General features: G+C 44.3%; 26 protein-coding genes and 1 pseudogene. 12 read left to right on the top strand and 15 right to left on the bottom strand.

Annotated features, from left to right (window positions below; translation table 11 throughout):
• Positions 1-13 precede the first annotated feature (13 nt).
• Entirely contained in the window at positions 14-1,042 is a 1,029-nt protein-coding gene (locus tag ACO1PK_RS14785) for a hypothetical protein (protein WP_423186370.1), read from the bottom strand.
• Between the two features lie 24 nt (positions 1,043-1,066).
• Positions 1,067-1,411 carry a hypothetical protein gene (locus ACO1PK_RS14780; RefSeq protein ID WP_423186369.1) on the bottom strand — a complete coding sequence of 115 codons (345 nt, stop codon included), beginning with the start codon at positions 1,409-1,411 and terminating at the stop codon, positions 1,067-1,069.
• A 123-nt stretch (positions 1,412-1,534) separates the two neighbouring features.
• On the opposite strand from ACO1PK_RS14780, the gene ACO1PK_RS14775 reads away from it, so the two are divergent.
• A complete protein-coding gene (locus ACO1PK_RS14775; protein ID WP_423186368.1) occupies positions 1,535-1,909 on the top strand; it encodes a hypothetical protein in 375 nt (124 codons plus the stop codon).
• 153 nt (positions 1,910-2,062) lie between these two features.
• On the opposite strand, the gene ACO1PK_RS14770 is transcribed toward ACO1PK_RS14775, so the two are convergent.
• A complete protein-coding gene (locus tag ACO1PK_RS14770; RefSeq protein WP_423186367.1) occupies positions 2,063-2,764 on the bottom strand; it encodes a hypothetical protein in 702 nt (233 codons plus the stop codon).
• A gap of 67 nt (positions 2,765-2,831) precedes the next feature.
• Complete coding sequence (locus ACO1PK_RS14765; protein ID WP_423186366.1) at positions 2,832-3,041, bottom strand: hypothetical protein; 210 nt, start codon at positions 3,039-3,041, stop codon at positions 2,832-2,834.
• A gap of 225 nt (positions 3,042-3,266) precedes the next feature.
• On the opposite strand from ACO1PK_RS14765, the gene ACO1PK_RS14760 reads away from it, so the two are divergent.
• From ACO1PK_RS14760 to ACO1PK_RS14745, 4 genes are all read left to right on the top strand, one after another.
• Positions 3,267-3,671 carry a hypothetical protein gene (locus tag ACO1PK_RS14760; protein WP_423186365.1) on the top strand — a complete coding sequence of 135 codons (405 nt, stop codon included), beginning with the start codon at positions 3,267-3,269 and terminating at the stop codon, positions 3,669-3,671.
• Positions 3,672-3,773: 102 nt separating this feature from the next.
• Complete coding sequence (locus tag ACO1PK_RS14755) at positions 3,774-4,085, top strand: hypothetical protein (RefSeq protein WP_423186364.1); 312 nt, start codon at positions 3,774-3,776, stop codon at positions 4,083-4,085.
• Positions 4,086-4,412: 327 nt separating this feature from the next.
• Positions 4,413-4,679 (top strand): DUF1778 domain-containing protein, encoded by a 267-nt coding sequence (locus ACO1PK_RS14750; RefSeq protein WP_423186363.1) that lies wholly within the window; start codon positions 4,413-4,415, stop codon positions 4,677-4,679.
• Positions 4,670-5,176 carry a GNAT family N-acetyltransferase gene (locus ACO1PK_RS14745; RefSeq protein ID WP_423186362.1) on the top strand — a complete coding sequence of 169 codons (507 nt, stop codon included), beginning with the start codon at positions 4,670-4,672 and terminating at the stop codon, positions 5,174-5,176. Before ACO1PK_RS14750 ends, ACO1PK_RS14745 begins: the two co-directional genes overlap by 10 nt.
• A gap of 197 nt (positions 5,177-5,373) precedes the next feature.
• Here the strand turns inward: ACO1PK_RS14745 and ACO1PK_RS14740 are convergent, their stop codons facing one another.
• From ACO1PK_RS14740 to ACO1PK_RS14730, 3 genes and pseudogenes are all read right to left on the bottom strand, one after another.
• A complete protein-coding gene (locus ACO1PK_RS14740) occupies positions 5,374-6,069 on the bottom strand; it encodes an SIR2 family NAD-dependent protein deacylase (protein ID WP_423186361.1) in 696 nt (231 codons plus the stop codon).
• 147 nt (positions 6,070-6,216) lie between these two features.
• Entirely contained in the window at positions 6,217-7,707 is a 1,491-nt protein-coding gene (locus tag ACO1PK_RS14735) for a DUF4145 domain-containing protein (protein ID WP_423186360.1), read from the bottom strand.
• A 371-nt stretch (positions 7,708-8,078) separates the two neighbouring features.
• Positions 8,079-8,384: pseudogene (locus ACO1PK_RS14730) on the bottom strand (IS4 family transposase); the annotation flags it as partial.
• A gap of 608 nt (positions 8,385-8,992) precedes the next feature.
• Here ACO1PK_RS14730 and ACO1PK_RS14725 point away from each other — a divergent pair.
• Complete coding sequence (locus ACO1PK_RS14725; RefSeq protein WP_423186359.1) at positions 8,993-9,274, top strand: helix-turn-helix domain-containing protein; 282 nt, start codon at positions 8,993-8,995, stop codon at positions 9,272-9,274.
• A 9-nt stretch (positions 9,275-9,283) separates the two neighbouring features.
• On the opposite strand, the gene ACO1PK_RS14720 is transcribed toward ACO1PK_RS14725, so the two are convergent.
• The 3 genes from ACO1PK_RS14720 to guaD all read right to left on the bottom strand — a co-directional run bounded on the left by ACO1PK_RS14720 (position 9,284) and on the right by guaD (position 11,884).
• Positions 9,284-9,616, bottom strand: a complete 333-nt coding sequence (locus ACO1PK_RS14720) for a hypothetical protein (RefSeq protein ID WP_423186358.1) — start codon at positions 9,614-9,616, stop codon at positions 9,284-9,286.
• 39 nt (positions 9,617-9,655) lie between these two features.
• Positions 9,656-10,339: a Fic family protein gene (locus ACO1PK_RS14715; protein ID WP_423186357.1), complete on the bottom strand. Its 684-nt coding sequence runs from the start codon at positions 10,337-10,339 to the stop codon at positions 9,656-9,658.
• Between the two features lie 189 nt (positions 10,340-10,528).
• Positions 10,529-11,884 carry a guanine deaminase gene (guaD, locus tag ACO1PK_RS14710; protein WP_423186356.1) on the bottom strand — a complete coding sequence of 452 codons (1,356 nt, stop codon included), beginning with the start codon at positions 11,882-11,884 and terminating at the stop codon, positions 10,529-10,531.
• 62 nt (positions 11,885-11,946) lie between these two features.
• Between guaD and ACO1PK_RS14705 the strand changes: the two genes are divergently transcribed.
• Entirely contained in the window at positions 11,947-12,633 is a 687-nt protein-coding gene (locus ACO1PK_RS14705; protein WP_423186355.1) for a 2OG-Fe(II) oxygenase, read from the top strand.
• Positions 12,634-12,648: 15 nt separating this feature from the next.
• On the opposite strand, the gene ACO1PK_RS14700 is transcribed toward ACO1PK_RS14705, so the two are convergent.
• Both ACO1PK_RS14700 and ACO1PK_RS14695 read right to left on the bottom strand, forming a co-directional pair.
• On the bottom strand, positions 12,649-12,939 hold the full coding sequence (locus tag ACO1PK_RS14700; RefSeq protein ID WP_423186354.1) for a helix-turn-helix domain-containing protein: 291 nt from the start codon (positions 12,937-12,939) through the stop codon (positions 12,649-12,651).
• A gap of 89 nt (positions 12,940-13,028) precedes the next feature.
• Positions 13,029-13,649 carry a methylamine utilization protein gene (locus ACO1PK_RS14695; RefSeq protein WP_423186353.1) on the bottom strand — a complete coding sequence of 207 codons (621 nt, stop codon included), beginning with the start codon at positions 13,647-13,649 and terminating at the stop codon, positions 13,029-13,031.
• A gap of 338 nt (positions 13,650-13,987) precedes the next feature.
• On the opposite strand from ACO1PK_RS14695, the gene ACO1PK_RS14690 reads away from it, so the two are divergent.
• Positions 13,988-15,034: a hypothetical protein gene (locus ACO1PK_RS14690; protein WP_423186352.1), complete on the top strand. Its 1,047-nt coding sequence runs from the start codon at positions 13,988-13,990 to the stop codon at positions 15,032-15,034.
• Positions 15,035-15,172: 138 nt separating this feature from the next.
• On the opposite strand, the gene ACO1PK_RS14685 is transcribed toward ACO1PK_RS14690, so the two are convergent.
• Both ACO1PK_RS14685 and ACO1PK_RS14680 read right to left on the bottom strand, forming a co-directional pair.
• Positions 15,173-15,517: a hypothetical protein gene (locus tag ACO1PK_RS14685; protein WP_423186351.1), complete on the bottom strand. Its 345-nt coding sequence runs from the start codon at positions 15,515-15,517 to the stop codon at positions 15,173-15,175.
• 103 nt (positions 15,518-15,620) lie between these two features.
• On the bottom strand, positions 15,621-17,624 hold the full coding sequence (locus ACO1PK_RS14680) for a prolyl oligopeptidase family serine peptidase (RefSeq protein WP_423186350.1): 2,004 nt from the start codon (positions 17,622-17,624) through the stop codon (positions 15,621-15,623).
• A gap of 207 nt (positions 17,625-17,831) precedes the next feature.
• On the opposite strand from ACO1PK_RS14680, the gene ACO1PK_RS14675 reads away from it, so the two are divergent.
• The 4 genes from ACO1PK_RS14675 to ACO1PK_RS14660 all read left to right on the top strand — a co-directional run bounded on the left by ACO1PK_RS14675 (position 17,832) and on the right by ACO1PK_RS14660 (position 22,728).
• On the top strand, positions 17,832-19,001 hold the full coding sequence (locus tag ACO1PK_RS14675) for a transglycosylase SLT domain-containing protein (protein ID WP_423186349.1): 1,170 nt from the start codon (positions 17,832-17,834) through the stop codon (positions 18,999-19,001).
• A gap of 225 nt (positions 19,002-19,226) precedes the next feature.
• Entirely contained in the window at positions 19,227-20,273 is a 1,047-nt protein-coding gene (locus tag ACO1PK_RS14670; RefSeq protein WP_423186348.1) for a UDP-glucose--hexose-1-phosphate uridylyltransferase, read from the top strand.
• 2 nt (positions 20,274-20,275) lie between these two features.
• Positions 20,276-21,421 carry a galactokinase gene (gene galK, locus ACO1PK_RS14665; protein ID WP_423188229.1) on the top strand — a complete coding sequence of 382 codons (1,146 nt, stop codon included), beginning with the start codon at positions 20,276-20,278 and terminating at the stop codon, positions 21,419-21,421.
• A gap of 17 nt (positions 21,422-21,438) precedes the next feature.
• Positions 21,439-22,728, top strand: a complete 1,290-nt coding sequence (locus ACO1PK_RS14660; protein ID WP_423186347.1) for an alpha/beta hydrolase family protein — start codon at positions 21,439-21,441, stop codon at positions 22,726-22,728.
• A 21-nt stretch (positions 22,729-22,749) separates the two neighbouring features.
• Here ACO1PK_RS14660 and ACO1PK_RS14655 read toward each other — a convergent pair whose 3' ends face one another.
• The gene (locus tag ACO1PK_RS14655) at positions 22,750-23,676 is read right to left on the bottom strand and encodes an SMP-30/gluconolactonase/LRE family protein (protein ID WP_423186346.1); all 927 of its coding nucleotides are present in this window, start codon (positions 23,674-23,676) and stop codon (positions 22,750-22,752) included.
• Between the last annotated feature and the right edge of the window lie 118 nt (positions 23,677-23,794).

Genomic DNA, 23,794 nt, shown 5'->3' with positions numbered 1-23,794 from the left:
TGGCTCTATCTATTTATGATATCAATGTGTGTAGCTGCGGGTTTGGATACCGGTAGCTCACAATTTTTACCTCTAACGCGCAATTTTTATAGCGAGTACAGGCCTGTGTAATCGCATTTAAGATCCACTGTGGTTGGTTACCAAAGGCGCCTCCGCCTAACAGCGTTAAATACAGCCGTTTATTGCCGGTGCGCTTTGCATTCACAACCGCTGCAGCAAAGGTTGCTTCATAGGCAGCATCAAGTATTAAGCTTGCCAAAGGCTGCCATAACTCATTGGAATGGTAGTTATAAGCCACTGGCATTGCAGAGCAATAGGCTTGAGTAACCAAATGTGATGCCTGCTTTATCGTTACCTCGGTATCATGTTGCAGCCCTATGCACACCAGCTCTTTTAACTGCTGATATTCCGTTGGGTTTAGCCCCGCAAGCACCTTATTGATCAGAATAAGTTGCTGTTTACTTGGCAGTGCATATCCATTTTGCATTGCCCAAGGTGACGTGATATTTGCATAGTCCGTGGCGGTCTGTTGACTGAAGTAACGCATTAATGCCTGCTCCAGCGTAGCAAGCATATTAAGCTGCTTATTGGCCGATTGACCTAGCTGCTCGCCAACGGGAACAAAGTAGTTGCGGTATATTAACCCCGCGCCGCAGGCAATGGCACAGGCAGGCCCCTGTGTTTTGTCGTTTTGATAGCGGGTAACCCCCTGCTCCGGCGTCACATCCGGTGAGACCATCTCTAGTAGATTAAACTGCGATGCGACCTGAAATATAGCACCGGCATTATCTGGGTTGGCATGCAGTTCTTGCACATCCGCTACCACTTCTTCCAGCGACAAAACGCCGGTTAAAGCCGCATCGGTATGCAAAACCTGCTGCGCCTGTTCGTTGAGCTCAGCTAACGACGGGGTGCTAAGTGTCCCTGCTTGCACCACCTTACCCGAGTTTTTAAACAACAGTCTGTCACCTTGTACTGCAATCTGTTGTTGAACCTGTATTGCATTCTGCTCAATAAAGCCGGTTAATTCTTCAAACCACATTCTGCTACCCCGCCTAACCTTAGTTTATTGATAAAACTTTCTTAGTGCTCTAATAATGCTCTCTTCAAGCAAACCAATCATTTCATCAGAGAATGCATTGTTACCAATTGTCACCAAAAACATATCGCGCAGTTCAGGATGCTGAATAGCATGCGCCCCAAGCTCGTTAAACTTCTTAATAAGCAAGGAAGTTAACCCAACTCTAAAAGTGAATTTCACAGCGCTTTTAATACTATTATCATAAATCATCGCCACCGTCTGATTCTGCTTACCAAACCGATAGTCAGGTGTATCAGTTTTAAATTCACCAAGTGCATAACCTGTTGGACGATGCTTAGTAACTAATTGCTTGAACTCTTCTAATATCATCTTCAGTTTCCTCTTCAATCATTTTATAACGTAAAATTTGAACCTTATCCTGTTGTTGCTTGACTTTAGCTAAATCGTTAATTACAACGGCAATAGCTATGCATTAACAGGACTATTAACACTATGATGAAACCCTCTTTTCAAACGCTGGCAGAACTAACTGCCCGTAAAGGCCCTAGGATCTTCAATGCCAGTGTTAGTTCTGTTAACCCTAATCCACGTATGTATAAATACTATTGGTGGATTTTTACTGAGCATAGCCCAGTTGAAGGAATGGCTTTTTTAACCGATCCGTACCGGCTTTGTAGTTTTGATTTCCAGCAACAACTTAAATACTGTAAAGAAAATAATCTCAGTGCTTTAATCTATAATGAACGTTTGCATCGCTATGATCACAGTCTTCCATTTGATTTCAGCAAACTCAAACAAGAAGGTTACACGTTTGCTCCCAGTTTTGACGAAGATCCTGATCCCGTAACCGCTGAAGGCTTTAAATAGTTAGTCTTTGCTAAATAACAACCTCTGCTGATTTAACTGAATTAATCGTGTAAATCTTGGTTCAGAAGCAGCATAAGGGATAAGTGCGACAAAATGCGTCGCACTTATTTGGTTTATTTAGATTTGTTCAAGCAAGGCTGAATTTATATGTGGTTACTCGCTAGCTATTTTTGCGAGTGCCTTATTGCACTGCTCTTCGGCAAATGCAAATAAACACATTTCAAGCTCATATAAGGGGATTTCAGACAAAGCAGAAGAGCATTTTTTTAGCAAAGTTAGGTAACTTTGGTAGGTATCATTTGCCGCAATGCTTTCCCACCCTAAAGCACGTAAAGTCTTAGTCTTAAAAGATGGATGAAATACAAATCCCTGTTTTTTAATTGCATGGCCAATAATATTATTGCGGCCAGAAACATAGTTAAATGTTAGTCCTTGTCCAACGTTACCAAGGAATTGGGTGGCATTCAAACAGGCTGCTACTCTGGCATCATAAATTGCATAATTTTCTGGCGCAACAATTGCAAAAATTTTCGAATAACTCGCAACACCTTTTAAAGGTGTTTGCGGTTGAGGCAGATCGGCCTGTAATACATATTTATTTAGGGTTTCAATCTTATTTGATCTGACGCCACCCCATTTAGCAACGACAAATTTTGCAAGCTCATGTTTTTTCTCAATACTTGCGCTTTTCCATTCCTTATTTAAATATTTCTTAAGTTCAACATTTGCTTCATAACCCGAAAGAGGTACCGAAGAAAATCCTTCAAGAACGGGAATATTCCAAGTATATTCTTGTTTAAGACGAGATTGCACATCCTCGTAAAAACTCAAAATTGCAGATACCGCTTCTTTCATAATTTATCCTTAATTACAAAATCCTAGTTTTATTAAAACAGTTCAATTACGACGATAATTAACATAATTAGTATATTGGTGGTGGCACTAACGCCATCAAGGCATTTCCTTTTGCGATTTGACGACCACTGCGTAAATCCATGGTCATATCCATACCTTTGTAGTAACGTCCTATCGGCACGCCATCAGCTGGACGAATTGTCTGATCACCATTGTGTTCGGTATTAATAAAAGCGTAAACACGACCGGCAGCATCACGAAGCATAGTCTGAGACATGATTTATCCCTCTATGAAATTTAGGTTAAATAGATATAACTTGAACAAATAGTAAATAAATATGGGCTTTAACGTTTCATTGTTAAGGTTGATGTTATTTTAAAACTTACATTTACACCATACTGGTACAAAATACAGTGTATGTAAAACACGCATATCATTTTTGACCTGACCGTGTTTAACAGGTAACCTTAGTGACAAATACCGAACGGAAGCGACTAAAATATGCCTCAACATATTCAATATATTGACAAAATTTGCCGTGAGAAACAGCGAGACGTGCTGTACCTCACCTTCAATAAAGATTCTTTTTCAACCACCGATTGGTCCTCTTGGCACAGTCGGCAAGACATAATCGACTGGCTTGATAAGAACCACATGAATCACACTCCCTGCGGTGATGTTGCCAATGAATATGGGTTTTCGTCCTATAAAGGACAAATCTATATCGATGTTCCTTTTGATGAATCTGATCCAGACTTTATAAAGTTAAGCCGCTTTCTGGAGCATCCTGATGGGAGCTGCAAATTCGAAGGTGTGACTTTTTGTTATCTACCTTTAGAGCATGCAATGAAAAACCAGCACCATGACGAACCTGGCTATTGGGAAGCATTGATGGAGGATTTTTAGTCAGTGTAAGGCTCCTTTGGAACGACAGAAACCAAATCCTCGACACATTCTGTCGCGCTGCGAGGTTATGCTGCTTCTCAAAAGCGATACCGAGGATAAGTCATGGTCACAATTGCGCTGGAACGTATTAGTAATTTTTTACTCCTGCCCGCTATAGCGGCTGAAGAAGACTACGTACTTAGCCAAGGCCAAGATGAACTGAGCTGGTTTGTGTTAACCGCAGCTTACAACACACAAATTTTACAACAACTTGCAGATCAGCTGCCAAATGAAGATCAGTCCCGTTTATTGCTTATGATGCAAGGTACCTTTTTACCGCTAGAGCGCCAGGGCAACCTGTTATTACTGCCGCAGTTAGTCTGCAACGAAGATGGTAGGGCACAATTCTATTTAAAGGTCGCACCAAACAAATAAAGCTTTGTTTACCTTAAGCCCAGCCTATGTTTGTATACCCCATTAGAATTGAGCTAGCCACAAAGCTTACACTGCACATTAGCACTCATCAGTATTAGCCATCAGTCGCAGCCACAATAAACTAGCATTGTGCGTTGCGCCCCGCTCCAATATCAGGCTCTGCAATTGTTGCAAGTGACAATTTCATAACGCCAAATACGGCTATCTGTTCGGCGACAATTAGGATGACCCACCTTATCCACTTATCCATGAACAAAACCGTATATCTATTGACTATACACATAAATCATCTAGACTGTGTATTAAATAGATATACAGGGTGGTGTTATGACTACAAAAACAGCGTCAATCAATATGCGAGTACTACCATCGGTAAGGGATATTATTGATGCAGCAGCAAGTTTAAAAAAAGTCGATAGGACCGTGTTTATTCAGCAAGCAGCGCTCAATGAAGCGCATAGCATACTGGCTGAACAGCGGGATTTTGTCCTTGAAGCAAAGGCTTTTGAAGCTTTCGATACCGAACTTCGTGCAGAGCCTCAGACGCTTGAAGGCATGAAAGATCTGTTCAATAGGAGAGCGCTTTGGGAATAAGTGCGCCAACGCTATTGAATGATGGGCATCAGCTTAATAACTTTCAATGTGGTATTGAAGAGCTCGATACGTGGTTAAGAAAACAGGCGTTGAAGAGCCAAAGCCGAGGAACCGCGAGAGTGTATGTTGTCAATGATACTTCGGACAACAAGGTGGTTGGGTACTATGCTATTGCCATGGGTTCGGTATCTAGAGAGCAAGCATTTAGTTCACTACGAAGAAATAGCCCTGATCCCATTCCGATGGTAATTTTAGCAAGGCTTGGGGTGGAAAGCGCTTATCAAGGTCGCGGTATTGCGGCAGGTTTGTTAAAAGATTGTATTATTCGCTCAGTACAAGCAATGAATGCTGTCGGTGGTGCCGGAATTTTAGTGCATGCTATCGATAACAGTGCGCAAGCCTTCTACAAAAAATTTGGCTTCAAAGAATCAACTTTTGACCCTTTAGTACTCATGACAAGGATCTGCGATATCAAGAAATCATTGTCAATTGACTGAAATAACATTCGCGCCTTAGACAAAGAAAGGTGGTCATTTGGGGATAGATGCTGAATATATCCCTGTAGAATAGTAACTGCATGAGAAGAGATTTAGCCTGACACTAGCAACTAGTCCGACATCACAGAAATCAACAGCAATTTTCCAGCAGCAATTGCTTTTTATATGCCCGTTTGTTTTGACTGAGGATCAAACCATTATTGCTTGGCCAACCACTTCTCCACTAACTTCGGCACTTCCGTAGCCGCCTTTCCTTGTATAAATTGATAGCCGGCATCATTATCGGTGGCTTCCAGGTTAATCAGCACTTTTTCTGCTCCCTTACGCGCATAGAATAGTAATGATGCAGCGGGATAAACTTGTAGTGAAGTGCCGACAACTAAAATTTGATCGGCACTGGCAATCTCTTTAATGGCAGGCTGCATGGCTGGTACCTCTTCGCCAAACCAGACGATATTAGGGCGCAGCGCTGAGCCATCAGCGGCGAGCTCTCCCACTTTTAATTCGCGCTGACCGATAACTTCAATCAGATTTGGATTTTTGCTGCTGCGCGCTTCATTTAATTTGCCATGCAAATGCAGCACCTTGCTCGACCCTGCCCGCTCATGCAAATCATCGACATTCTGCGTTACTACCACCACGTTAAAGGCTTGCTCTAATTTGGCAATGGCTAAATGCGCTGCATTGGGCTCGGCTTTCGCTGCTTGTATGCGCCGCGAATTATAAAAGCGATGCACTAATGCGGGGTTACGCGCAAAGGCTTGTGGTGTGGCTAGGTCTTCAAGATCATATTGCTGCCATAAACCATCAGGATCGCGAAAGGTCGCTAAGCCACTCTCAGCGCTGATACCGGCACCACTGATAATCACGATTTTGATTGCTTGCTGATTCACTGTGCTCTCCTGCTCATTTAATAAAAGCTTTGTTAGTGGATGAACTTGACAATGACTGCAGTATAATTGCTCACTGCGACAAAATATGTCGAACTAAACGTGCTGCTCTTGAGGACAGAGCAGAATAAACCCTTTGATTATCAAACTTCAGCTTGCCCGCTTGCTAATACCCCTAAATTTAGGCAAGTGAAATGGCATGCCTGCCTTACCAAATCGGCCCGTTAAATGCGTTAGCATGTTTTGCGCTTCTACATTGCCTCGCCTTGCCGCCGATTTAATTAATTCGCGGCTATTTTGCTTTGCAGTAAAAGGTGTTTTATTGAGCGATAACTGCCATTGTAACAAACCAAGATTTAGCTCAAGTTCTGCTAACAGATCGGGCTCGTTACAATATGGCATGATCGCTTGGGCAAACTCCACCATAAAGGGTAAATTGATGTTTTCATTTAATAACTTGCTGAAAATAGCAAAGTCCAACTTGAAATAGCGCGGCGCTTTTTGCCAATTAAGCGCGATTATCTCTGCTGCTTGTGTTGGGTTATAGTTTATATCAAGTGTTTTATACAAGCCTAACACCGCGTCTGCATAAGCGAATCCTTCAACATTAAAGGCTTTTGCCTTCAGATATTGTTGTTTAAGTTTTTTCAAGCAGGCGTTTTGTAAATCCTCGGGATGGTCTGCAAAGTGATGCTCAAAGAGATGAAACATGAGAAAGTAATAGACTGAACGACGCTCATTGTGCTCATATCCTAAGCTAATAATGTTAAAAAATGATTGTTCATCACGTTTGAGATAATAGTCTTGTAAGCGTTTTAAAGATGTAAAACACCCTTGTTCAGCAGCGGCATGGAAATGTTTTAATGCTACGCGCATCTCGCCGAGTGTTTCGTAAGTTTTAGCGGCGATAAGGGCATATTCAGCCTTCTGTTCAAGATGTTTAAATTGTTCCAGCCAGAATTTAAGCTGCTTCAATTCAAGCTGCTTGTAACGTTTTTCAACGAGCAGTTGACTATAGTATTCCAGCGCCTCGAAATTGCCTTGTGTTAAAGCTTTATCAAGCCAATATATGACATCATTTGCGCAATAACGACTATTCGATTTATGTTGTTTGATGTCGGCATGGATTAATTTCACCACACTTAACGACGCTTTACCGTTACCAGCAAAACCTTGCATAACAGCTGTGTCTAACTTAGCTTGTGCTGAGAGTTGTAAACCTGCGCCGGGCGAACAATTTTGCTCCCCTGCTATATGTGCGCCAAGCTTATAGATCCCAACTAAACACTGGTTAATATCATTGTCTGATATCTCAATAACCTGACAGAAGCCTCTGTTTTGATCAAACGCTAAATGCACACCGCGATTACAAATCGCGCGAATATTATGCAGTATGCTGGTGGTATCGTGTGAAATTAACGATAAGGTCCGTAGCTGTTCAATTTTATCAAAAAGTGCAGGCTCGATATCTACGCTTTTGATATGTTGGTATGCAAGATCATGACACCAGATCTCTAAAAACATGCGGATTTTAAGGAGGAAACTGGAGTGATCAGAATGTGCATAGCGCTCAGCCTGGATCGCCAGATGGTATAATTCTGAGTAGTGTTTTTGTAAGAAGTCAAAGCTTGATGCGTGCATAAATTCCCTCTCAATCAGTAAGCTTAAACTGTAAAAAAATGGGTATACGACACCCGATGCATTGGCATCCTTGCCATGGCAGCGACACGCTGCGCTTGCAAACCTGCACTGCCTGACGAATTTTCTAATCGTCTTCCACGCATCAAGATAGTTATAATCATCCATGACAATGTCGCTATTTACGACAAGTCATCCATAAGCGCTTATTGTAGTATTGCCGTCATTAAGTACCATACTGTGTAATTACTCAGTGTATGCTTATCAGACAGATAGAAAGCTTATTGTACTTGCCAGCTTGCACCCGCATAAGCTAACGCAGTATCCATCATCATCTCCTGTAAACAGGTTTTGCCTTGCTGACTTAAAGTGTCGTCTAATTGCAGTAGGTCAACCAAAATGAGCGGTTGAGATTTACTGCTAAGGACAGATTTGGTCATTGCCGCATAGATAAGAGGTAGCTCCCGCTGCAGCATTGGCAATGCTGAGTAATCTGTCTACGCACTTGATACTGACTTTATCGGACGAAGCTGGCATTGCATGCCAAATGACCGTCATAATACAACACGCGTCTTTAGCAAGAGCAGTAACCTCGTATAATTAGACATAAAATCTGGCTTTATTCATGTTTTTGGGGTGACAAATCGGAGGAAATAAGCGAGCATAGTTTTACCATTCATGGCGTTACTTCAATTTATTCAATTTAAGATTTTTGGCAAAAGATCATATCGGGAACTGCCATGAATATTCCCTACTAGCCTAACTTCTTATTTTAACTTTAAAGTTTGTGGGGATACCTCAGTAACGCCAGTGGATTACTCCACAATATCGATAAATTGCTAGGCCAAACGTAAATCAAGGCCTAGAGGGATAGCAATTTTAGTGAAGAAAAAACTCATACTAGAGTTTAAAGTTACCACCTATAAACATTCGGAATTTTGATTCCGTTTATTTGCTCAGATTAATAATAAATCGGTAGATTAATTCCGCTTTATGCACTAACCTGACTTTAAATCGGTAACAAAACTCCGGAATACGTATGAAAACCCTCATATTACAGTTGTTCAATAACAGGAAGTGGTGGGATGCTGCGGAACTCTGTTTTCTAGGTAATGAATTAAGCAATCCCGTCCGACTCACTTATCTGAAATCTTACATAACTGAAGTTCCTTCATACGATGCCACTGACTGTTGGTCTTGCATCGTCAATGCCCCATCGAAATTATAAACTTTCCAGCGCTAGGATTTTCCCGTATGCATGAAAAGCTGGCGAATTTAGGGGTTAAGTATGACTGAATCTTCCGGCCAAGAGCGTCTGACGTTACTCTCTCAGATTGAAGCAGACATTAACAGCGGTGCAATTAGCCTCGGTGAAGCGATAAGGCGAATACGCACAGAACTTTACGGTATGACCCAAACCGAATATGCAGCTTATACCAAGGTATCTGATAAAACACTGCGCGAGATTGAAAAAGGCCAGACCGACGCCCGCTTGTCCAATCTAAGCAAGTTACTTGCACCAGGTGGTTTTAAAATTAGTGCCCGCTTTGTGCCACGAAAGGTAACTTAGTAGTTACACTCAATGTTCGATAGTATTTTCTCGAGTCAAATCCCACAATGTCCCCTGCCAACCTGATATCAAGCCGTTATCTTCACAGATTGGGCAAACCCAGATAATGTGCTGATTATCAGGATTAATGAAGCTGGCAATTTCACCACTACAAGGCTTGCGGTTTGGCCTTCTGCGACAAGGCACTTTTGGGAATAAACCTTCGTTATATGGATCCCCTGTTGTCTCCTGCACGATAGCGACAATATGCTGAGCCAAACGCAACCCCGGGCCTGATGAGATTTCAATAGCACCGTTTTCGTTCAGATAATGGCGAAGGTCGACAACCCAAGTATTGCTCATGATTAAAACCTTTTTAACGGGTAAAACTTAGGTTGGAGACTAACCTATTGGCAAATCGAGCTTAAAATTCCGAATGATTCTTTCATCGATACAACTTCTTAAAAACTTATTCATTGCGGCCATGTTATTGTCCGCATAAAAATCAAGCATTAAGGTGTTAAATTCTTGCTGACGCTTAGCAGGTACATTAATGATAGGATAGCCATGCGCTAACAAAATACCGTTCATCATAAAACGGCCAGTGCGTTTATTCACATCCCAGAAAAATTGTACACGAGCCATTTGAAGGAAAGCTGTAATAGCCTTGTCGTAGATATCGACTTCGCATTCAACCAACTGCTCAATTTCACGCCATTTATCGTCTAACATCTCAGGCGCAGGAGGGGCATAATCAGAGCCAGTAATAGAAGCATAGCCTGAGCGGAATTTCCCCCACTCTAACGTCTCTTCTTTTCCAGCAATATTATGAATTTGAATGGCAGTTTCTTTATCAAATGTAAACCTATCTTGCTCGACTAGACTGAACAGATAATCCCAAGCTTTAGCTTGGTTAATTGCCATATTTTGATCACTGATACGATGTCCTCCCACCGTAATGCCATCAAGGATTGTCTGCACTTCCGGCAGCGTCATTGCTACGCCTTCCAGGTTGACGGCATCACACACCAAAGCAGGCAAATCCCTTTTAGCAAGTTGTTTAGCTAAAGGCTTGTTGGGTTTCATATTCCACACTTTTTCAGTAAGCAGGTGCATGGTAATGTTTTCACAATGTTAGTAAGACTTAAGAAAGTATACACTTTTTACTGAGAAAGATCGTATGTAACATATGCTGAACCATAGAGAACTGTAAGCGTAACAGCAGCCACACCACAAGGTGTGGTTGATGTTACGCTTACAGTTTAATAGCAAAAGTCATAACTCGAAGCTAAGGTGTTTCACAAAGGTTTCGTTTTCTATCTCAGCGTCACGAGAGTAAACCCGCTCACCTGCAACATAAGTTGCTTTAACCGTACGATCATCACCCAACGTCATCAATACAAATAAGATGTCTTCTAAACTCTTAGCATATTGCATGCGATATTTGATGATTGGCGTGGCATTTAGATCAAGCACGATAATGTCGGCTTCTTTACCCACTTCTAGACTGCCGATTTTGTCATCCAAGTAAAGCGCATTGGCGGCCCCACGGGTTGCTGAATAAAAAGCATGTAACGGGCTTAAGGAATAACCATTCAGCTGTGCCACTTTATAAGCCTCGTTCATGGTAGCCAGTTGCGAAAAACTGGTGCCAGCGCCTAGATCGGTGGCTAAACCTACTCGGACCGGGCGTTTGGGATCCATTGCCTGCTTAAGGTCAAACAAACCACTACCCAAAAACAAGTTAGACGTTGGGCAGTGCGCAATGGCCGTGCCCGTATCGTGCAATACCTGAAACTCGTCTTCAGTAAGATGCACTCCATGCCCAAGAATGGCGCGTGGCCCCAACTGACCATAGTAATGGTAAACATCCAAATACCCTTTTCGCTCAGGATATAATTGTTTTACCCACTCGATTTCCGCCTTATTTTCAGAAACATGGCTTTGTAAAAAGGTGCCTGGGTGTTCTTGCCAAACCGCCCCCGTCATTTCCATTTGTGCGGGGCTACTGGTTGGTGCAAAACGTGGGCTAACACAATAAAGCTGACGCCCCTTGCCATGCCAACGGGCAATTAACGCTTTGGTTTGATCATAACCACTTTGCGGGGTATCCATTAACATGGCCGGCGCATTACGATCCATCAATACTTTGCCCGCAATATTGCGCATATTTAGCTGTTCAGAGATCTCAAAAAAAGCATCAACAGAATCTGGATGCACAGTACAAAAAGTGGCAGCGGTGGTTGTACCTACACGCAAACATTCGCGCAAAAAGACTTTAGCGGCCTTAGTAGCATGAGATTTATCACGAAAATTCTGCTCTGCCACAAAAGTATATTTATTCAGCCAATCAATAAGTTGCTTACCGTAAGCACCAATAATTTCAGTTTGCGGGTAATGCACATGGCAATCAATAAACCCTGGCAGGATCAACGCATTGCGATAGTGTTGAATACTGATGTCGCTTGGCAGTGTTTTCAGCATATCCGCTGCAGGGCCTATCTTGGAGATAAGCCCATTTTGCAACACAATAATGGTGTCTTCTTCGTACTTGAAACACGATTTAATCGGCTTTGCAAAAGGATTATCGTTAAATGTTAATGTTGAACCTCGAATGGCGATAGTATGCATTTACGCTTTCCTGATAATAGATATTGTATAATAGCCGCTTTTAGCACGAGCACGCTTAAACCATGTGGCTGAACCCAGCATACTTTACCGATGATGCAGTACGCATCTATCGCCAGCAACTGTTGCAGCACAAGCCGCGCTATGTGGTTATTGATCAGTTGTTTAATAGTAGCCCACTAGAACAGGTGCTTCAGCAATTGCAACTGGATCACGGCTGGCAAACGCAAAAGCATACCTACGATAAGCTGTATGTTAATGATAAAAAGTGGCAAAACACCCCAGAGCCAGAACGCTTTGTAAAGCGCGATCTTTGGCTACGCAACAGCTCAACAGCGCCTAACAATATTGCGCAGCAATTTTTAGACTATTTACGGGGTGAGGAATTTCTTAAATTCCTATCACGGCTGTTTAAAGTACAGCTAACCGATAAAAACGTCGCTGATCCGGCGCTTAATACCAATTACTTTCGGCTTGGCAGTAGCGATTTTGTGCACCAGCATGCCGACGACTCGCCCGGGCGCGAAGTCTGTATGCTGTTGTATTTAAATAAAGACTGGCAAGCAGATCAAGGTGGTGACTTAGTGTTTCAGGGGCAACACAACCAAACTATTGCCATCACACCACTTTTTAACCGCTGCGTACTGTTTGATCCCGCCTCAGCGGGCGCTGAGCATTGGGTCAATGCGGTAAAAGCGGGTACAACCAGCTGTTATCGATACAATGTAACCAGCTGGTATTGGTCTGAGTAGAAAACATAAGCTTGCTCAGAAGTCATTCGACAACTCCGCTTTGGGCTTACGCACTTTGCGTTGCTGCTGATTATCGAGCAAAGCCAACTCTGTACTCACCGGCTCGGCCAACAGATGCAGCAAGTTAAGGTGTGCTAACACAGTAAATAACGCCTCAGTACTCACAGATTTACCATTTTCAATTGCCGAAATGGTATTGCGGCTAAGCCCCGTACGCATAGCAAGCTCATCCTGAGCCATACTTTGTGCGCGCTGATGCTTTACTAATTTACCCAATGTTTTCGCAAACTGTGCATGCACGCTCACAAACGTTACCTTTTGCATTAAATTTTACGCAATAACCATTAATGCACTAATTATTGCGCATAAAGCCAAGATGTCAAAGGTTGTTTTAGCTAATAACTATTGCCAAAGCCTTTAGGCGGTATTGTGGGATCGTCAATCGCATCGACCGTCATGCTAAATGCTAATGTAGGTGAAACCGATGAAATCTGCTGTTCAGGGTGATCTTGCAGTTGCCATGGATGCCATAGCTTAATTTGATAGTCAAAAGTGTCTGGTAGGGTAAAACTGGCAATGCCTTGTGCATTGGTTACGGCAAGCTGATGGCTAGTTCCTACATAGATAAAAGCCTGCATATTATCGTGAATATTACAGCCCAAGGCGACAATGCCAGGCTTATCAAATAAGATCGGATCTCTGGGCTTGCCAACAAACAGCTTAATCTCAAAAGTCTTGGCAGGTGAAAACGAAAAAACATGATGCCGCGTTTTATCAAGATTAGGAAAATTTACGTAGGTGCCCACAGGGATCGCGGTGACAAAGGGGTTAAACGCCAGATCCTGCTGATACACATAAACCGTGTCAGCTGCTGCCGTGGGCTGCTCTGGCTGCAGAATTTCGACCACCGCATTGGCGAGTGGCTCGCCAAATTGATTGGTGATGCGGATATCAACTGTCCCAGCATTTACCATTCCGGAGAATAACAAAAGGCTACAGAGGGCTCTGACAAACATGCGGATACTCTTAGGCAATGACTTAAAACTAAACTATACCAGCAAATAAGCTTTTACCAAGCATAGCAAGATTTATTCAGCAAATTCTTGCTATGCTTGCTAAGCGTAACGGCCACATTGTCTAAAGGCGTGAACACATGCTAAAGCGAAACGGTTTTTGTTTTCTCTTGATAACGCTACTGCTGGGCCACTCGATAGCCGCTGCCGATGCATCAGCACAGCTGTAGCTAACCGGCAAAGGTGAATTAGGTTACACCTACAAAAACAGTTCTGCCACAGATACCCCTTGGTGGAATGAAGGCACTGAGCTATTAGCCTATGCCAACAGCGGCTTTTATTTGGGGCCGCAACTGGCCGCGATTACGCTGGATACCGAAACGCCCTGGTCTGCGATTTTACATGCGCAGTGGCATAGTATTCCCACCACCGATATAGGATTAACCGAAGCGTGGCTGAATTATCGGCCACTTCCTGTTTCCGGCTATCGGTTTCGGGCGCGGCTGGGCTATTTTTATCCAGCATTATCACTGGAAAATGTCGATACGGCTTGGTCTTCACCCTATAGTAGCAATTTCTCGGTTATCAATAGTTGGTTCGCCGAAGAGCTGCGTGCCAGAGGTGCAGAGATCAGTGTTACACGACCTGGTCGATTTTTTAACTCTCCCGCCGATTGGCAAATCGTTGGTGGTTTATTTCAAGGCAATGATCCCTTGGGGGCGATAATCAGTTGGCGGGGCTTTGCCAGTCATGGTTATCAAACTAACTTGGGTGAACAAGTGCGGTTTGCGCCCTATCCCAGCTTAAACACGAGCTTTTCAGAAATACAACCGCCTTGGGTGCAACCCACACGCGAGCTGGATCATCGCACAGGCTTTTACCTTGGCATTCACTATTTACTTAGAAATAGCACGGAAATGAGGCTGTACCACTACGATAATAACGGCGATCCCAACGTGTTTAAGCATGGCCAGTATGCGTGGGATACCCAATTCCAAAATCTGAGTGTGCAACATCAAGTAAACGCCAACTGGCGGATTATTGGCCAACTGTTAAATGGCACAACCGAGATGGGCACCGCTGGCGTCAAAGTAAACTATTTGAGTTGGTTTGGCTTATTACACTACGATGCCGGCAGTTACCAAATTAACCTTCGCTACGATTACTGGCGCCAGCAGGACCGAGACCCAAAACCAAATGATAATAACAATGGCAACGGCACCGGTATTAATATCAATGTTCAGTATCCTCTGAATAACCGTATTAGCTTAGCGTTAGAGTGGAGCCAACTAAACAGCTACCAAGCCAGCCGGTTACAGTTTACCCCACTGGCGGCAGATCAAGTTAATAAGCAATTACAGCTAATGCTGTATTGGCGGTTAGAGTGATTTGGGGGGCGAATAGCTAATTGTATTCGCTGGTATAATATTGCGTAGAATTTGAGGAGTTAATTTTAGTGATCTGTACCAGCAAAAGTGGACACTTCACTAAGCGGAAAAAGCCTGGCGACTAACCAGGCTTTTTAGTTAAGCGTATTTGTAAGTGGCAAGTCCGGCTTCGCCTAGTTGCAACCACTGTAGTTCGACGTTGCCGTTTTGAATTATGAGGCGTCCCTCACGGTTGGGTTTGATTCGCTGATGCTTTCGTTCAGCCACCAGCGTGTCTAACATTTCCAATAAAGCGTTTTTAACACCGCTTTGTTTTAATAGTGCTTGGGTTTGGGGATCAAACTGCCAAGCAGTGGCGGTAAGTTGCTCTGAGTCAGCTTCCGCAATAAAGACTAACTCTCCATTGCATTGTTTTAATAAAGGAAAATTGTATTGCACTGCATCCAGGCACTGCTTTTCAAGCTCAAGTATTTTGTTATCCATAAGAAGGCTCCTGCTGTTCTCAATTTGAGTGTAGTCAGCTTAATGGCAAAATTCTAGTCGGAGCAGTTGCTTCTTTTCAGCAACGGGCTCCGAATAACAACCATTAATTTGGCTGATTGTCGCTATGCCGTTCAAACCATTCGATAATACGCTTTAGGCGTTCGACCAGATTTATTGGCGTGCCATTTCTGGATAAACTGTGACTCTCGCCTTGAAATACCACCATTTCAACCGGCACCTTGTTGGCTTTTAGGGCATAAAACCATTCTTCGCCTTGGCCAATGGGGGTAATTTGATCATCAGTGCTGTGAATAATCAAGGTAGGCGTTTTTACCTTATCGGCATATTTCAGGGGTGAGCGCCCCCAGTACAGATCGTAATTTTGCCAAATGGTGCCTTTAAACTCGCGCTGCATGGCGTTAGGGGGATATTCTTGGGTGCCCGCTTCTGAAATCCAATTACTGACACTGCGCTGAGTAACCGCCGCTTTAAAACGATCGGTTTGAGTAGTGATCCAGTTAGTTAAAAAGCCACCATGGCTGCCACCAGTAATAAATAAACGGGAGCTATCTAGCCAATCGTGCTGCTTTAAAACATGGTCTAGCACCGCAATATTATCGCGATAATCTACACCGCCGTAGTCGCCATGCACGGCATTCTGATGAGCAAAACCATAGCCCGTGCTGCCGCGATAATTGGTAAACACTACGGCATAGCCGGCAGCCGCAAGCATTTGAAATTCATGAAACCATTGCTGACCCCACATACCACCTGGCCCACCTTTAATATTTAACACTAACGGATAAGACTGGCCCGCTTGCCAGCCCACAGGCTTCATAAAAAAGCCTTGGCTTTGGCCTTGCTCATGGCTAAACCAAAAGCTTTCCAATGGTTGTAAGCGTCGTTCAGACAGTAAGGCTTGATTAAACTGGGTTAATTGCTGCGGTGCTTTGTTGCCATCCTGAAACCACACCTCGGGCAGATTTAACTCGTTTTGCCACAAATAGCTCAGCTGTTTGCCATTGGCAGATACACTCAAATTACCCGCACTGCCTTGCTCACTTAAGCGAATTCGCTGCTGGTCACGGCGTAAATCAAGCTCAAAAATTGGTCGGCTACCATGCTGTTCGGCACTCACTAACAAACGATCATTACTTAACCAGTGTACACTGTTAGCAGTGCGATCCCAGTCGGCAGCGACCACGCGGTTACTGGCATCAGCAAGTTTGTGCAATACTAGCTGCTGTGGCGTAAAATAATCGGCTTGATAGGTATAAATAATGTATTGGCCATTAGGCGACCATACTGGATCTGCAGCATAGCCTTTTAAAGTGGCCAATTCAGTCACGTTGTTACTGGCTAAATCATACAAATACAAGGCTTGCTGCATACTGCCTTCTAAGGCATCGCTGCTGCGATCAGAGGCAAATACAATTTGTTTGCCATCGGGCGAAAACTGCGCTGAGTGATCATGCCAACGGGCATCCCCCGTTAATTTGGTAAGTTGCTGTGTGGCAATATCGATTAACCATAAACCAGAGCGATAATCATCTAAATAACCACCGCCATCACTTTTGTAGATGGCATTACGGATCACCACTATGTCCGGTTTAGCTTGCTCAGTTTCTGCTTCGGCTTGATTGGGATCGTCTAGCTTGGGGTCAACATCTAGCGTTAATAACAGCGTGTTTCCCGTGGGCGACCAGCTAAAGTCACTAATACTTGCTTGGGTTAACTGAGTGAGTTGTTTGGCCTCACCGCCCGCTAGCGGTAACAAAAACAGCTGTTGGCCGTCATCTCGGCCCGATAAGAAAGCCAAATGTTGGCCATCGGGAGACCAACGCGGTCGGCGATCGCTATTGGTAAAAGTTAGCTGACGTGCTGGGCTTTTGCCGTCGGTAGCCACCAAAAACAAGTTGTTTAGCCGCTTACGTTTGTCTTCGGCAATAGTGGTGTGCACAAAAGCGACCTGTTTGCCATTCGGGGCAATTTGCGGATCGGCAACAAACACAAAGTTATAGTAATCCTCAGGCTGCAAGCCCTTTGGTGCTGCAGAGCTTGACACGCTGTAGCAAAACAACACTAGTAGCAGTAAACGCCATATCATAAATGCGATCTCCAATAAGTTAGTCTGCGCATTGAAACCAATATATCGCTACTCTACAAGAGAAAACCGCTAAATGGATTAATACAAGAGGTTAATTAATACAAAATACCTGCTAAGCCTCTGGCACATTATATGGCGTTAAGCTAGCATTCAGGCATTGCAGTCGCTTTGGGTGACCAAGACACCCTAATCTTGGATGGAGTTAGCATGAAATTTTCTACATTTTCTGCATTTAAAAGTGCCTTGTTGGTCACTGTAGCTAGCGCCTTATTTCCTATTAATGCTGTGGCACAATACAGCCCGCAATTTTTTGATAACTGGACGGATGTTGTTCGAACAAAAGCCTTTAGCGATAGCCAGGGGGTGTTCGAGAATATGATGACAGTAAGGCGCTGGATCTTAACCCGCTCTGAGCATTGTGCCGACCTTAACCGCCATGTTTTGTTCGATATGCGGGGTAATTTTCTGGATTATATTGAAGATGCCGCCGACTCTTCACAAACTCAGCAAAGAATTAATCAAACCCGGCAATCTCTGGCTAAAGAGGGGCGAGTTCATGCTTGGGTAAAAGGCAGTCCTAATAACATTGGTTACCCTTTTGCTATCCGTTGCCACCAACCTAATGTCGATTTAAATTTAGCCATAGCCCGTTACTTAGGGCAACATCCTGATGGGCGATTATCTGGCAACTGGGATGGCATCAGGGTTGGAACTCCGAAAAACCAAGCATCATTACACGATGTTTTGCAAACGGTGTACAAGCGTCGAGTGCAGCAAAAACGTATTACGTTACCACCGGACTTATTACCTGATCTCGCAGGGATGTTAGTCATTGAAAGTGGCGGTGTGCGTGAAGCGCGTTCGAAGGCCAATGCGCGAGGCATTTTGCAATTAATGCCGCAAGCCCTAAAAGATTGTAAAATTCCAGCCAATCGTCAGCTGCATCGAATTGCACAAGTCGATTGTGCTTTATGGTTGTTTGAGCGCAATCATAAAATGCTTGAACCGGTGTTTCTGGCAAAATTTGGGCATTTGCCTAAAGAAAAACGGGATCAAGTGTATCGTTTATTGTTGATTCAAGCATATCACGGCGGCCCAGGTCGGGTTCGCTCTTTATTTTTAGATGAAGAACTGAATCAAGCGGCCAGTTATTTCGCGGCCAACCATGACAAGTTTAGTGCGGGCGATATTGCTTTTGGGATGGTATTTCATAACCTTGGTCGCAATCGTTTAGGTTTAGCATCCTTGTATTACACCGCTGATATTCGCGTTGCTCAGCAATTACTGGCACACAAAAAATCCAATCAAGCACAATCTAGCCAAAAAACAGCTGCTCAAGCTCACCAGAAAGTGGTTCGAGTAAATTCAGCACCTTGAGCTTGTCTCTCTTTTAGTCGCATGAGCACTGCTCATGCGATGCTGTTTCTTTCCTAGTCTTTTAACATTCCTACTGTCACTTGCAAGCTAAGCGAAAATACCTCCGCCCTCTACCAATAATAGTATTTATCATATAATATTGCATTAAATGTTCATTTACTGTGCTTTGCTGTTGCGCCAACCCGATGCCAATTAAAGCCTGCTTACTAGTTTTCGGAGTTCCAAATGGATGATTTAGAGTTTACCCACCGTAGGCGAAACCCGTTAAACGGTGATTGGGTTTTAGTATCACCCCATCGAAATAACCGACCTTGGTTAGGTGCAACTGAAGCTACAGTTGTAGATTCATTACCTAAGCATGATGCCAATTGCCCTTTATGCCCAGGTAATACTCGCGCGAATGGCGAGCAAAATCCGCAGTATACCCACACTCACGTGTTTACCAACGATTTTGGTGCCCTTACCGAGCAAGCAGCAAGCGAGTCTGAGGCTGAGGCTGATCCACTGTTTACGCATCAGCACGCGACAGGTGAGTGTCGGGTAATTTGTTTTTCACCTGAGCATAATAAAACCCTGCCTGAGTTAAGCCTTGATGAGCTAGTTGCAGTAGTTGATACCTGGCGCAGCCAATACTGTGAGCTCGCCAAAAAATATAAGTGTATTCATATATTTGAAAATAAAGGCACCATTATGGGCTGTTCGCAGCCCCATCCACATGGCCAAATTTGGGCACACAATCATCTTTCGACTGAAATTGCCAGCGAGGATAATTCCCAAGCAGAATATTTTGCGAAACATGGCCGCGCGTTACTGGCAGATTACGCCAAACGCGAGCTAGCCAGCAAAACACGGGTGGTTTATGCCAATCAACATTGGTTAGTGGTGGTGCCTTTTTGGGCTGCCTGGCCGTTTGAGACCTTATTAATCGCGCTTGATGACGTGCAAGACTTCTCGCAACTGGATAGCCAGCAGTCGTTGGCCTTGGCCGAAGCATTAAAAGTATTAACCACGAAGTATGACAATATTTTTAACTGTAGCTTTGCTTATTCGATGGGCTGGCACAATGCCCCTGTAGCTGAAAATCAACAACATTGGCGCTTACATGCGCATTTTTATCCGCCCCTGCTGCGCTCTGCCACGGTAAAAAAACATATGGTGGGCTATGAGATGCTGGCTGAAAGCCAACGCGATCTTACCGCCGAAACGGCTGCCAAAATTTTACAGGCGGCCAGTGCTGAACATTATAAAAAAACAATAACTAAGGGTAGCTGATGATGGATTTGAAGCCGTTTCAAGAAAATTTTTATGAAATTTATAAAGTGCAAGCAACGGGGATCGCCTCTGCGCCAGGCCGAGTTAACTTAATAGGTGAACATACCGATTACAACGCCGGTTTTGTCTTGCCTTGCGCATTAAATTTTAAAACTCAGGTATTGTTTCGCGCTAGAACCGATCAGCGGGTTACGGTGCGTTCGCTAAGCTACCCAGGCGAGTCCGATCAGTTTGATGTTAGCCAGCCCATTGTTAAAGGAAAGTCGCAATGGGGTAATTATGTACGGGCGGTAGCTTACGTTTTACAGCAAGCTGGACATGTTTTATCGGGCGCAGATTTACTGATCGACAGTGATGTCCCCCAAGGGGCCGGCTTGTCATCATCCGCAGCGTTGGAGCTGGCTATTGGCGGCGTGTTTAATGCGTTAAGTCAACTTAATCTCTCCGCCACTGAGTTGGCGTTGCTAGGACAACGCGCCGAAAATGAATTTATGGATTGTCAGTGCGGTATTATGGATCAACTCATTTCGGCCAAAGGCGCGGCAGATCACGCTTTGTTGATTGATTGCCAAGATCTACATACCGAGTTGGTGCCGTTACCAGATGATTTAGCGGTGGTGATTATTAACTCTAACTACCCCAGAAAGTTAGTCGACAGTGAATATAACCAACGCCGCGCAGCATGCGAAGCGGCAGCGTCTAAACTTGGGGTTGCGTCGTTGCGTCATGCGACGCTTGAGATGGTCAATGCCAATACGAGTTTAACTGCCACTGAGCAAAAACGCGCCCGGCATGTCGTGACGGAAAACGCCCGAGTGATCGATGCGGTTGCCGCCCTTAAAAAGGCCGATCTCGCCGCGTTAAGCCAGCTGATGGCGGAGTCTCATCAGTCGTTACATCTTGATTATGAAGTTACCGTGCCGGCCACTGATACCTTAGTCAGGTTAAGCCAAGCCGTTTTAGGGAATGAAGGCGGTGCAAGAATGACTGGCGGCGGTTTTGGTGGCGCTATTGTTTGTATCTGTTTACCTGAAGCCGTACCACGTTTACGCGAGCAAGTATTACCGGCTTATACCGCACAATGTGGCTTAAGTGCGGATCTGTATGTTTGCCAAGCAGGCCAAGGTTTGACCGTCAGTTATTTTTAATCTTTCGCAGGAGCACCATGATGCAAACGCCAGTTATTTTAACGCTAGTCACTTCGCTTAGCCTAGCAAGTCTTGGACTCACCGCGAATACACCGACAGCCGAAACCTTGTACGCCCCTCTCCCTGCTGCCGTATTGCCGAAACTAGCTACGCCCGGCCAGTATGCAGTGGGGGTAAGCACTATTACCGTAACCAATCCCCAGCAGCTGAATATTAGTACTCAACAATTGGCAGATAGACCACTTACCTTAGAGGTTTGGTATCCAGCTTCACCAACAGCACAAAGCGCGCCAGCCATTTATGCTAACCAAACTCGGACAGGCGTGCCCTTTGCCATTCAAGGCAAAGCGGTGAGAGACAGCCAGCATATTACCGAACAGCGTTTTCCATTAGTGGTGTTGTCACATGGTTACACCGGTTATCGCACCATTATGTATTATCTAGGGGAGCATCTGGCCTCTCATGGCTATGTGGTTGCCGCCATCGATCACACCGATTCGACCCACGCAGAAGTGGATATCGTGAAGGCGCCTTTTGCGGGCTTTCTTAGCACCTTATTTAATCGCTCACGCGATCAACAGTTTGTTCTAGACTATTTTAGACAGGCATCTTCAACGCTAAGTCAAAGTGTCAATACCAACCAAGCGGCAGTTATCGGCTTTTCAATGGGGGGCTTTGGTGCCATTAATACCGTTGGCGGTTGTTATCAATTTGGACCCGCGCAAATAACAGCCTTTACTGGCGCAACCGATCCCGCTGTTCAAACTGCCTTGGCTGAACGACTTAATAGCTGTGCCGCGGGGCAATACACGGATGTAAAAGTAGATCCTGCTTGGCAAGTGGCGATCGCCATTGCGCCTTGGGGTGGACAACACCAATTATTTAATCAAAGCAAACTGGCTGAGATAACAACCCCTATGCTTTATCTCGCTGGCGATTTGGACGATATTTCTGGCTATGCCGGTATGCAGTGGCTTTATGAAAATACCGGCAGCAAAGCGAAATACTTTTTAACCTTTCATCATGCCCGACATAATATTGCGCCGCATCCAGCGCCTACGGCAGCCATGAGCAATGAGTTAGATATTGGCACCTATCATGAAGGCAGCTGGTCTATTCCAACGATAAATGCCGTTAACAAACATTTTAGTTTGGCGATGTTAGATTGTCATGTTAAGCAAGTTGCTGCACAGTGCCAGTATTTACAATTACCGGCATCGATCACGACAGAGACCGGCGCTGATAGCGGCTGGCTTGGTTTTCCAGCCCGCTTTGCGACAGGCTTATCTTGGCAATTTAAATCTTAAAGATGTTCGGCTGTTACTGTGTTAACTAAAAAGCGTTGTGGGTAATGTCACCAGAGGCTCTGGTAATCCTTGTAGATTTTGGATCTGATAAATAAACAGATTACCGGCCTCTGGCTCTGCTTGTTTTTGTTCGGCAGATAAGCCGACTTTAGAGGTAGTGACAAAAAGCAAATTATTCTCGACACCGCCTATGGCCACACTAGAGGGTTGTGACACGGGTAAAGGCAAACTAAAAACGGCTTGGCCATGTACATCATACCTGACAACCTCTCCTGCGCCCCAATGCGCACACCAAACATAAGCCTGAGCATCTACAATGGCTCCATCAGGAAAAGCATTCTCTGGTGTTACGGCAAAAACCTGACCTTGTGAGAGTGCACCGCTAACCACGTCAAAAGCATACTGTGTTATGCAATGTTTAGCAGAGTCGGCGTGGTACATTATCTTGCCATCAGGGCTCCAACATAAACCATTAGAAATCGTGATCTCTTGTAGTCGACTGATGGCTTGCAGCTGTTCATTCAGTTGATATAACTCCCCTGCTTTGTGCGCTTGCTTACTGTCTTCGACCATAGTACCGGCCCAAAAACGTCCTTGCCGATCCGCGCGGCCATCATTAAATCGTAATCCCGTCATGTTGCTCGGTTTAAACAGCCATTTAATGGCATGTGTCTCTGGATGATACAGCGCAATACCTGAAGCAAAGGCCGCAATAATCAAATAGGGACAGTTGGGTGTTGGCGCTAAGAATGCAAAACTGCCTATACGCTCGGGTAATGGATAGCGTTGTAATACAGCCTGTGTCGGGCAATAACTTAGCAATTGCGCTTGTTCAATATCAATCCAATACACTTTGTTGTCTTGCGCATGCCAGAGGGCATTTTCACCAAGGGTATTGTGGCAAGGAACCACGGTTATTAACTGCGCATGAAGAGAACCAGGCATCATATTTCTCAGCTAAGGCTTGATTAAGTGAACCACATAGTACCATTATTCAAAATACGTTGCTTTACGAGACAGCCGTTTTAAGCTGCCAGCAAAATTTGGTTGCTAAATGACTCGACAC

The organism is Alishewanella sp. d11 (genome assembly GCF_049390205.1).
Taxonomy (GTDB): domain Bacteria; phylum Pseudomonadota; class Gammaproteobacteria; order Enterobacterales; family Alteromonadaceae; genus Alishewanella.
The sequence above is the reverse complement of the archived record's forward strand: the minus strand, read 5'-3'. Positions and strand labels throughout refer to the sequence as shown.